Annotated in this window: 6 protein-coding genes; 3 read left to right on the forward strand and 3 right to left on the reverse strand. The window is 37.8% G+C overall.

Annotated features, from left to right (window positions below; translation table 11 throughout):
• Positions 1-194 precede the first annotated feature (194 nt).
• Positions 195-1,199, forward strand: coding sequence for a glycosyltransferase (locus G9C87_RS01245; RefSeq protein ID WP_172277163.1), 1,005 nt, complete (start codon positions 195-197; stop codon positions 1,197-1,199).
• 39 nt (positions 1,200-1,238) lie between these two features.
• On the opposite strand, the gene G9C87_RS01250 is transcribed toward G9C87_RS01245, so the two are convergent.
• Positions 1,239-2,465, reverse strand: coding sequence for an aminotransferase class I/II-fold pyridoxal phosphate-dependent enzyme (locus G9C87_RS01250; RefSeq protein ID WP_172277166.1), 1,227 nt, complete (start codon positions 2,463-2,465; stop codon positions 1,239-1,241).
• Positions 2,466-2,610: 145 nt separating this feature from the next.
• Between G9C87_RS01250 and G9C87_RS01255 the strand changes: the two genes are divergently transcribed.
• Entirely contained in the window at positions 2,611-3,069 is a 459-nt protein-coding gene (locus G9C87_RS01255; RefSeq protein WP_172277169.1) for an Lrp/AsnC family transcriptional regulator, read from the forward strand.
• Between the two features lie 9 nt (positions 3,070-3,078).
• On the opposite strand, the gene G9C87_RS01260 is transcribed toward G9C87_RS01255, so the two are convergent.
• Together G9C87_RS01260 and G9C87_RS01265 are read right to left on the reverse strand one after the other, a co-directional pair.
• On the reverse strand, positions 3,079-4,101 hold the full coding sequence (locus G9C87_RS01260; protein ID WP_172277172.1) for a bestrophin family protein: 1,023 nt from the start codon (positions 4,099-4,101) through the stop codon (positions 3,079-3,081).
• Positions 4,102-4,324: 223 nt separating this feature from the next.
• Positions 4,325-6,397, reverse strand: coding sequence for a thiamine pyrophosphate-dependent enzyme (locus G9C87_RS01265; RefSeq protein WP_172277175.1), 2,073 nt, complete (start codon positions 6,395-6,397; stop codon positions 4,325-4,327).
• 236 nt (positions 6,398-6,633) lie between these two features.
• Between G9C87_RS01265 and dnaE the strand changes: the two genes are divergently transcribed.
• Positions 6,634-11,298, forward strand: a complete 4,665-nt coding sequence (dnaE, locus tag G9C87_RS01270; protein WP_172277178.1) for a DNA polymerase III subunit alpha — start codon at positions 6,634-6,636, stop codon at positions 11,296-11,298.
• Positions 11,299-11,627 lie beyond the last annotated feature (329 nt).

Consider the following 11,627-nt stretch of genomic DNA (forward strand, 5'->3'; position numbering starts at 1 on the left):
GGAATCTGGTAATTTGTTTAAAATGTCAATTTACTTTGTTTAAAATTTCATGCACACTCATCGAAAAATTGCTGTAATGACCTCTTCTTTTGTAATAAAAATCTGTTCTACCATATTGGTGTTAATTTAGGTGAATACCTGTTAAACTGTTTGCGAATTCTTTTATGAATGGTTAATTTTGACAAATTTTCAATTTGAAACCTACTATTTCCATCGTTATCGCTATTTTCAACCGGAAAGATGAGCTTTTCGAGCTGCTGAACTCTCTGACTCAACAAACAGACAGGGAGTTTGAAATTATTATTGTGGATGATGGTTCTATGATTGATCTTAAACCCACGATTAAAAATTTTGATGACATCCTTTCGATCAGGTATTTCAGGAAAGATAATTCAGGACCTGGTTTGTCAAGAAATTACGGAGCTCAGCGAGCTGAAAATGATTGGCTTGTTTTTGTGGATAGTGATGTGATTGTGGAAAATGATTATATAGAAAATATTAAGAAAGATATTCTGGAAATTCCCTGTGATGCATTTGGAGGTGCAGATAAGGCTCATAAAGGATTTAATCTGATGCAAAAGGCGATTTCCTATTCTATGACTTCCGTGTTTACTACCGGAGGGATTCGTGGCAGTAAGAAATCCGTTTCTAAATTTCAGCCTCGTAGCTTTAATATGGGAGTGAAAAAAGAGGTTTTCGATAAAGTTGGAGGATTTTCTGAAATGAGAATCGGGGAGGATCCGGATCTGTCTATGACATTGTGGGAAAACGGCTTTACTACGGCTTTCTTCGATAATATTGCAGTGTATCATAAGCGCAGGGTAGATTTTGGGAAATTTTCCAAACAGGTATTTCAGTTTGGCTGTGCAAGGCCTATTCTGAATCAGCGGCATCCGAATTATGTGAAGATTTCCTTCGCTTTTCCCAGCCTTTTCTTATTAGGATATATTCTTGGTTTTATAGAGTACTTTGTAATGGGAAGAGGGATTATTCTTGCTTTTTATGGATTATATACTTTTCTGGTTTTCTTTCACGCTTTATGGGTTACCAAGAATATTAGCATTGCCGGTATGGCTGTGATTTCTACGTATGTTCAGATGTTTTCTTATGGATACGGATTTCTGAAATCATGGATTTTACTCAATGTGTTCAGGATGAAACCCGAAGATGCGTTTCCAAAACATTATCATAAAAAATAAATGCTGTTGAAATTCAACAGCATTTATTACAATGATTGATTAGTATATGGATGTGTTTTCATGGTGGAGAACGCCTGTTTTTACCATGCATTCTTTCATTTTTTGATAGGTTCTTTCAATGTCGTGATCAAGACCTATTGAGAATCTGATCAATCCGTCAGATATTCCCATTGCAATTCTTTCCTCTTCAGGGATTTCAGATGATGTTGAGCTGCCTGAGCAAGAGAATAATGTTTTATAAAAGCCGAGACTTACAGCAAGATATCCTAAATTTTCCTGTTGCATCAGTTCCATCAGCTCATTGGCTTTTTCTGTTGTACCTGCATCTAAAGTCATCAAGCCTCCGAATCCGTACTCTTCATGCATCATGCTTTTCATGAGTTCATGATTTTTATGAGAAGGCAATCCAGGATAGGAAACTTTTAATCCATCCTGCTCGAATTTTTCAGCAAGATATTGTGCGTTATAGCTATGCTGCTTCATCCGGATGTGAAGTGTTCTCAGATTTTTTAGAATACTGGCCGAACGGAAACTGTCCATTGTTGGTCCCAATAGCATACAAGCTCCGTTATTTACGTTTTTGGTATCGTTGATAAACTCCTGTGATCCGCAATAAACGCCTCCCACGGTATCACTGCTTCCGTTGATGAATTTTGTTAAACTATGAATTACAATATCAGCCCCCAATAAAGTCGGAGAAATTGAAAGAGGGGAGAATGTATTATCAACGATCAGCTTAAGATTGTGTTTTTTACATATTTGAGAAAGTTTTCTAAGATCTGCAACTTCCAGAAGTGGGTTGCTTACACTTTCACAATAAATAACTTTGGTGTTGGGCTGTATCGACTTTTCGATCCATTCAATATTATTGATATCCAGAAAAGTGGTTTCGATATTAAAAGGAGGAAGGAAGTTTTTCAGAAATGCATAGGTTCCTCCATAAATTGTTCTGCTGGAAATAATATGGTCACCACTTTTACAAACCTGTAAAAGTACGGATGTAATTGCTCCCATTCCTGATGCGGTAACATTGGCGGCTTCCGTGTTTTCCAATTTGGCTAAAGCCTGAGCCAGATAAAGGTTCATTGGAGATGAATGTCTGGAGTATAGATAGCAACCTTCTGCATTTCCTTCGAATGTATCGAACATTGTCTTAGCTGAAAGAAAAGTGTAGGTTGAACTGTCAGAAATTGAAGGATTTACTCCGCCAAATTCTCCAAAGTATTGTAAGTCCTGTATTTCGTTTGCTGCGTTGAAATCTTCCATTGTTTTTGTTTTTAAATTTGAGTTATTTTAAGTTTTATTACAATGGTTTTGATAAATATTAGAGGATAAATCTATAAAATTGGATTATTGTAGAAAATATGTTTATTATATTTGTGTGAAATAACTTTTTTCCAAAAAAAAATCTATGGTCTTTGATGAAACAGATAAGAAACTGCTGTTGTTTTTGCAGGAAGATTCGAAACAAACCACTAAAGAGCTGTCTTATAAGCTTGGTTTATCGGTTACAGCGATATATGAACGAGTACGCAAGCTTGAAAATACAGGGGTCATTTCAAAATATGTAGCGATATTGGATAAGCATAAGATCCAGAAGGATTTTATGGTTTTATGCCACGTTAAACTTACCCAGCATAAAAAGGAATATGTTCTTCAGTTTGAGAAGGAAGTGATGAATCTGCATGAGGTTACAGAATGTTTTCATGTAAGCGGCGATTATGACTATATTCTTAAAATCTGTGTACAGGACATAGCTGATTACAGAAATTTCATGTTAACAAAACTGACAACTTTACAACATATCGCAAGCACTCACAGTTCTTTTATGATCTCTGAGGTGAAGAATACTACGGCTATTATTCTTTAAAAAGATTTGCTAAACAAGGACGCCGTTCTTTGATGCGATTGGCTCCGGAAGATCTTCTTCTCCCATGATCTGAAGGACATCAATTTCTATTGTTCTGCAGATGGATAACATAGGAATATCGAACATGAGTCCTCCAAAAGGGTTTTCAGAATAATCTCCTACAAGTTCCATTACGATGTAGATCCATCCCACTATTACGCAGAATGGGATGCTTGTCCATATTCCCCAGTCACCCAACTTTGCGAACTCATTCACAAGACCAAGAGGGAGCAGCATAATAAAGATAACATTGAAAACGAATGCTGTACTTGCAAATTGTCGTGGTGAAGGGAATTTTTTAATTCTTTCAGCCTGTCCCTGAAAATCATAAAACTGATTGAGACAGCTTTGTAACTGCATTTGATTGAAATCTGAAATGGTATGGTCGTTTTTCAGTTCGTTGATTTCTTTTGCCTGTTTTGAAATTAGAAAGGTTGCAAAGTTTTTGTAATCCGCTTGGAGGGCAAATTCCTCAGCAGAAAGATATTTATGTAAAAAAATAGGTGTTCTCCCATAATCAGGAAATCCTGCTTTCATCAATCTGTGACGTCTGATATTGATGGCGCCGAAATGTTTTTTAAGACTGATGTGTTCCCATTCGGTTGGAGCAAGGAGCTGTTCGCGGAAAGTATATAACCATGCTATGTGGCGGTAGGCAATTGTTTTTCTCCTTTCCTCGAGATTGGTATGATCAGCATCTTCGGTTTCAAAAGCATAAAGCATTGCCGCAAAAGAACGGCTTGAGTTGACAATAGCACCCCAGATTTTTCTGGCTTCCCATAATCTGTCGTAAGCCTGGTTATTCTTAAATCCTACGTAAAAAGCTTCTGCCGTTCCGATTAATGCCAGCGGTACCCAAGGAATGATCATCCATTGCCAGTTGAAGAAATAATAAATTGCTGCTACAAGGGTACACCATGCGGTAAGCCATATTAAATGAGAACCTGCAAGATTAAATATTTGTTTATAGTTGAAATATTTTGTTGTGATCATAGAAGGAGATGTGTTTTTATAAAGATTTTGTTTAGCAAAATAAATACCATAAAAAAAGGTTATGGACTTTATTCTGCACCGATCATAAGCTTCTTTTGTGGTTTTTTAATTTTAATCATCTGTATTCAAGTATATAATGGAAACAAATACTTTTTTAAAATTAGTAAAAAAAGAGCATAAAAAAACCTCTAAATAATTAGAGGTTGTGTTTTATAGATAAAATTTAATATTGTAACATTTCTTCTATTTTCTTCGTGAGCTTTTCGGCATTAGGAAGCATTTCTTTTTCCAGGATCAGATTGATAGGCACTGCCGGGGTATTCAGAGAGCCCATTGTTTCTACAGGTGCATCAAGGTATTTAAAACAATTTTTGGAAATTCTGTGCGCAAAAGCTTCAGCAAATGAATTATTGATTTGTTCTTCTGTAAGAACAATACATTTTCCATGGGCTTTTACCCTATCAAAAACAAGTTCTTCATCAAGAGGGATTAATGTCCTCAGGTCGATCACTTCAATTCTACCGTTGAAATTTTTCGCCGCTTCTTTCGCCCAGTAAACTCCCATACCATAGGTTACCACCAATAGCGTTCTTCCTTTGGATGTTTCATCCTTATCGGCTTCAATAATAACTTTCCCTTTACCAAAAGGAAGTACATAGTCTTCTGCTGGTTCAATTGTTTTAGCATCTTCGGTTCCCGGCACTTTACTCCAGTATAAACCTTTGTGCTCGAGCATGATGACCGGATTCGGATCATAATAAGCCGCTTTTAATAAACCTTTGAAATCCGCTGCATTACTCGGGTACGCAATTTTAATCCCTTTAATATTGGCTAAAATACTTTCAACACTACCGCTGTGGTAAGGTCCGCCACCGCCGTAAGCCCCAATCGGAACACGGATGATATTACTAACCGGAAATTTTCCGTTGCTTAAATAATTTGATTTTGAAATCTCAGTGATCAGCTGGTTGATACCCGGATAAATGTAATCTGCAAACTGAACTTCTACAATCGGCTTAAGGCCTACAGCACTCATTCCTGCAGTAGATCCAATAATATAAGCTTCCTGGATTGCCGTATTGAATACTCTTTTGCTTCCGAACTTTTTACCTAATGTAACCGTCTCACGGAAAACACCACCGATTCTCTCTCCTACGTCCTGACCGTAAAGCAATGCTTCAGGATGTTTCCACATCAGTTCCTGAATTGCATGAATGGCAGCGTCTACCATTACGATTTTTTCTCCACCTGCCGGTTCACGGGTTCCTACTTCTTCGGTAATTGGAGTAGGAGCAAAGATATGCTGCATTACGGTTTCCGGTTTCGGGTCTTCTGCTTTTTGAGCTCTGTCAAAAGCTTCTTCAACTTCAAGCCTTGCCTTCTTCGTGATCTGTTTCAGTAATTCTTCATCGACTCCTGTTTCCAGTAATTGTTTTCTCAGGATCTCTCCCGGATCTTTAGCTCTGTGCTTTTCAAGATCTTCATCATCCCTGTAGAACTCTCTTCGCACGCCTGATGTATGGTGTCCGATAAGTACCGTTTTTGCACAAACCACTAATGGTTTTCTTTCGGTCCTTACAAAGTCTACAGCTTTTTTCATCACTTCGAAACTTTCCGCAAAGTCGGTTCCGTCTACTCTCATTCTGCTGAGACCTGTAAATCCTGCAACGAAATCATAAGCATCGCAAGTCCGTGCTTCTTCCTTGGTTACAGAAATTCCCCATTCATTATCCTGAACAAGGAAGATGATCGGAAGCTGATGTAAGGCAGCAAACTGTAATGCTTCGCTTACTTCACCTTCAGTGACCGAATTATCACCCAGGCTGCACACAACAACCGGGTTGTTTTCAAAATTCTGTAAATTAAAATCCTGAATATATTTTATTCCCTGTGCTACACCAGTAGTCGGGATGGTTTGCATTCCTGTTGCTGAGCTCTGGTGAATGATCTTTGGCATTTTTTCATCCCTGCTGGACGGATGGGAGTAGTAAGATCTTCCTCCTGAAAAAGGGTCTTCTGCTTTTGCCAATAGCTGCAACATCAATTGATACGGCTCAAATCCTATCCCCAAAAGAATACTTTCATCTCTGTAATAGGGAGAAACCCAGTCTTCTTTTTTTAACTGATATGCGGTAGCCAGCTGGATTGCTTCATGACCTCTTGAAGTACTATGAACATATTTACAAACATTTCTGTTTTCTTCGTAGATGTCTGCCATGGCTTTGGCAAGCATCATATGGGTATAAGCTTTAAGTAAAATATCCTGAGAAACTTTCTCGTGAAGTGTATTTTCCATAGGAAGCAAATATACATAAAAAAACAAAACACGAACAACTGTTAGTATTTTGTGATCATCTATTTTTCTTTTTAATTTTTCTGCCCTGGGTATTATCTATATTAAGTAAGGCGCTATCTTATTTTATGGATTATTTATATCGGCAGAATTGACGTTTATGGATAAAAACTCATTCAGATCAAAAAAAATTGGAGTAACTTTACATTCTCTTTTTTAATTAAAAAGCTAGAAAATACATGTATTTAGTTTTTGACACAGAAACAACAGGGTTACCAAAGAATTTCAATGCTCCACTTTCAGATTCCGATAACTGGCCAAGAATGGTGCAGATTGCATGGCAGTTACATGATGATGACGGATCGCTGATTGAAAATCAGGATTATATTATAAAGCCTGAGGGATACGATATTCCCTTTAATGCAGCCCGTATTCACGGAATTACGACGAAGATTGCCAATGAAGAAGGTAGAGACCTTGAAGAGATTCTTAAAGAGTTTTCTACAGTCTTAGAAAAAGTAAGGGTTGTTTCCGGACACAATGTAGAGTTTGATTACAATATTGTAGGAGCTGAGCTTTTCAGAAAAAATATAAAGGACATTCTTCAGGAAAAACCTAAAGCAGACACGATGATTCTGGGAACGAATTTTTGTGAGCTTGGGGGTGGAAGAGGTGGTAGATTTAAGCCTCCGAAACTTGAAGAACTCTATGAAAAATTATACGGGAATAAGTTTGATGAAGCCCACAATGCAGCTGCCGACGTAAATGCTACTGCTCAGGTTTTCTTTGAAATGATGAGAATAGGAGTAATTCCTTCTGATGTGTTGAAGATTTCAGAAGATCAGCTTGCTTATTTTAAAACCTTACATCCGGATCCTATCAAGCCGTTTGATATCGTAATCAGAAGGCAGGTTGCGGATTTCCATAACAAGAAAAAACAATCTGATTTTGGAAGTATTGAAGAAATTGATCTTGGTAAGTATTTCCATTTCGATAATCACAGTGTATTTTCAACATTATCGGCTACATCAAGTATTTCTGACCTGATCAATAAAGCCACGGAGGATAATTTTCCTGCTGTAGGAATGGTTGACCTGGGAAATATGATGGGGGCATTTAAATTTGTTTCCGCCGTAGAAGCTACCAATTCAGACAGATCGAAAAAACATAAGGAATATCTTGCAAAGAAGCAGGAGGCTGAAGAGCAGGGATTGGATTTTAATGAAGAAGAGCCTGTCTCTGACCCGTTGATACCAGTTGTGGGATGTGAATTTTATATCTCCGATCGTTATGAACAGAAACAATTTACAAAAGATGATCCGGACAGACGGACGCAGGTGGTTCTGCTGGCTAAGGATTTTAACGGATATAAGAACCTGGCAAAACTTTCAAGTATTGGTTTCCTTAAAGGATTTTACTTTGGGGTTCCAAGGATAAGCAGGGAACTGATTGCAGAGTATAAGGAAGGACTGATTGCTCTGACTTCAGGGATTTTGGGAGACATTCCAAGCGCGATCCTGAACACGGGTGAGCAGAAAGGGGAAGAATTGTTTAAGTGGTGGAAAGATACCTTTGAAGATGATTTCTACGTTCAGCTTCAGAATCACAAACTTCCAGAGGAAGAGCATTTGAATGAAGTGCTGTTGTATCTGGCAGATAAATATAATGTTAAAATATTAGCTCAGAACGAGACTTTTTATACCAATAAAGATGATGCCAATATTCAGGATATCGTAAGCTGTATCAAAGATGGTGAAAAGCTTTCAACACCTGTAGGAAAAGGATTTGGTAAGAGAAGAGGTCTTGCGACGGGTGAATATTATATCAAAAATTCCGATGAGGTAAAAGAAGCGTTTCTGGCTTATCCTGATGCTTTTGAGGCTTATGAAGAATTTTTTGCCAAATTCAGTCCGTATACATTAAAAAGGGATGTATTGCTTCCTAAATTTGATATTCCGGAAGAATTTATCCATGCAGAAGATGAAGTAGATGGAGGAAAAAGAGGTGAGATGGCTTATCTTACCCACCTTACTTATGAAGGGGCAAAAAGAAGGTATGTGGATACGGGTATTACGGATGAAATTAAGGAACGTCTCGATTTCGAACTTGAAGTAATTGCCAATACCGGTTATCCGGGATACTTCCTTATTGTACAGGATTTTTGTAATGAAGCCCGTAAAATGGGAGTTTGGGTAGGACCCGGAAGGGGTTCGGCTGCCGGATCGGCAGTTGCTTATTGTATTGGGATTACTAACGTAGACCCTATTAAATATGATCTCCTATTTGAGAGATTCCTGAATCCTGAAAGGGTATCCATGCCTGATATTGATATTGACTTTGATGACGAAGGAAGGGATAGGGTGATCAAATGGGTAATCGAAAAATACGGACAAAGCCAGGTGGCTCAGATTATCACCTATTCTGTGCTGGGTGGAAAATCTGCGATTAAGGATGCCGGGAGGGTATTGGATGTTCCGATCCCTGATACGAATAATATAGCCAAGCTTATTCCTTCCACACCAGGAATGAATATTGCCAAAGCTCTGGCGAAATATGATAAATTGAAACCGGAAGAGCAGATGCTTGTTGATGAAATGAGATATGTTCTTCAAAGTCCTGATGATGCCCGTCACAATGTACTTGCGAGTGCGAAAAAGATGGAGGGTTGTATCAGGAATACAGGTATTCATGCCTGCGGGGTGATTATCACTCCGGAAGATGTAAGTAATCTGGTTCCTATAACAATTGCGGCCAAAGATGCTGATATTTTGGTGTCTCAGTTCGATAACTCGGTAGCGGAAAGTGCCGGTCTTTTGAAGATGGACTTCCTTGGGCTGAGAACTCTAACCATTATTAAGGATGCATTGAAGCTTGTAAAGGCTCGTTATAATGTAGATATTGATCCGGATCTTATTCCGCTTGATGATGCTAAGACCTATCAATTATTTAAGGAAGGAAGAACGGTAGGGATTTTCCAATATGAAAGTCCCGGAATGCAAAAATATATGAGGGAGCTTAAGCCGACGGTTTTTGCCGACCTTATTGCCATGAATGCCTTATATCGTCCGGGGCCAATCAAATACATTCCAAACTTCATTAACAGAAAGCACGGAATAGAAGAGATTGTGTATGACTTACCGGAAACAGAAGAATATTTAAAGGAAACATACGGGATCACCGTGTATCAGGAGCAGGTAATGCTTTTGTCCCAGAAGCTGGCTAATTTTACAAAAGGTGAAGCGGATACTTTGAGAAAAGCGATGGGTAAGAAACAGATCGACGTTCTTAATAAAATGTATCCTAAGTTCATTGAAGGGGGTAGAAAAAATAACCTGAACGAAGAAAGGCTGGAGAAAATCTGGAATGACTGGAAAGCCTTTGCGGAATATGCCTTCAACAAATCTCACTCAACATGCTATGCATTTATTGCTTATCAGACTGCTTATCTGAAAGCCAATTATCCGGCAGAGTATATGGCGAGTGTTATGAGTAATAACATTAACAATACAGACTCCATTACTATGTTCATGGAGGATTGTAAAAGTATGGGAGTTGATGTATTAGGTCCTGACGTTAATGAATCTCAATATAAATTCTCAGTAAACGAAAAAGGACAGATCCGCTTCGGGTTGGGAGCGATCAAAGGAATCGGGGAGGGACCTAGTGAGGCCATAACGCGTGAAAGAGAAAACGGAAGATTCAAGAACATTTATGATTTCTTTGAAAGGATTTTACCTTCACAGATGAACAAGAGAGTGGCTGAAAGTTTGGTTTTGGCCGGTGCATTTGACGAATTGGACACGTTTCACAGGGGACAGTATTTTGACATTGATGCCGCGGGCAAAACAAACCTGGAGCGTTTGATAAGATATGGACAGAGCTTTCAGGAAGGAAAGAATGAAATGGAAAATTCCCTTTTCGCGGATTTTGCGGAAGAGGTTCAGATTGAACAGCCTAAATTAGCACCTTGTCCGGAATGGCCGAATATGCACAAGCTGAACAAAGAAAAAGAAATCATTGGCTTCTATCTTTCCGCGCATCCCTTGGATGAATTTAAATATCAGTTCCAGTTTATACAGGGAAGCCTTTCAAAGAAATCTGTTCTGGAAAAAGATGAACATAATAAAGCGGTTGTAGATGAAGCCCCTATTCTTGAAGCAGATTCTCAGGAAGAAACCGTTGATTTAACGGAGATTGTTTCTGATGAGATTTTGGGAGGAGAAGAAATTATTGAAGAGGTGGTTAAAAAGGCAGAGCCAAAAGGTAACTTTTTATTCCTGAACCTTGATGAGGTGGATGCATATAAAGAACAAGCCTTCGCTAATAAGCAGGAAGAGCTATTTGAGGAAAAGAAAAAAGACTGGAAAACCTTACAGAAGGAAAGAGAAAATGGAGGTGGCGGAAAAGAATATACTGTGGCCGGTCTGATTACTGAATACAGGGTTCAGGATGGTTTCAGGAGTGGTGAAAAAGTAGCTTTCGTTACCCTTGAGGATTATTCAGGATCATATTCATTCAGATTAGGGGATAGAGATTATATGAAGCTAAAGGAAAAGCTGGAAGTCCAGCGTTTTGTTATTTTTAAAATAAAATTCGCCCAGGTGAAGGACGGACGTGTTTTTGTTAATGTAAATGACGTGATCGAACTTCAGGAAGCATTTGAAAGATTTGCGAAAAGCATCTCTCTGGTTATGGATGTTATGGATTTCAGACCTGAGGATCTGGAATTTTTCAGAAATGTGCTGGATAGGAACCGCGGAGATCAGAAGTTTAAATTTTATATTAAAGATATTGAAGATGATTCGCAGATTGAAGTACAGTCCATGAAACATTCCGTTGATCTGAATGGGGACCTCATTAAAGAGATCCAGTTGCTCAATAAATATGAATTTTATTTAAATTAAAAGATTAAAAAAAGCGGTTTTTGACCGCTTTTTTTGTGGTATTTAATTTAATATTTAAAAATAGTTTAAAAAAAGTTAATATTTTTTTCTGTGGTATCTCAAGTGTATTTTAACAATGAGTGGCTTCAAAATTAAATTTGTAATTAATTGATTGTTAGTAGTTTAATTTAATTCAATATTTGTTGAGTTTTTAAATAAAATTAAATGATTGTTTGGTTTTGTTTAATAAAATTGGTTAAAAGGTATCTTATTTAATAACGATTTTAAGTTTTTATTGAATTTAATTGAAATATTATTTACATTTACCGTCCAATTTAAATTTTCTACCA

Source organism: Chryseobacterium sp. LAM-KRS1, assembly GCF_013184525.1.
In the GTDB taxonomy this organism is placed as follows: Bacteria; Bacteroidota; Bacteroidia; order Flavobacteriales; family Weeksellaceae; genus Chryseobacterium; species Chryseobacterium proteolyticum.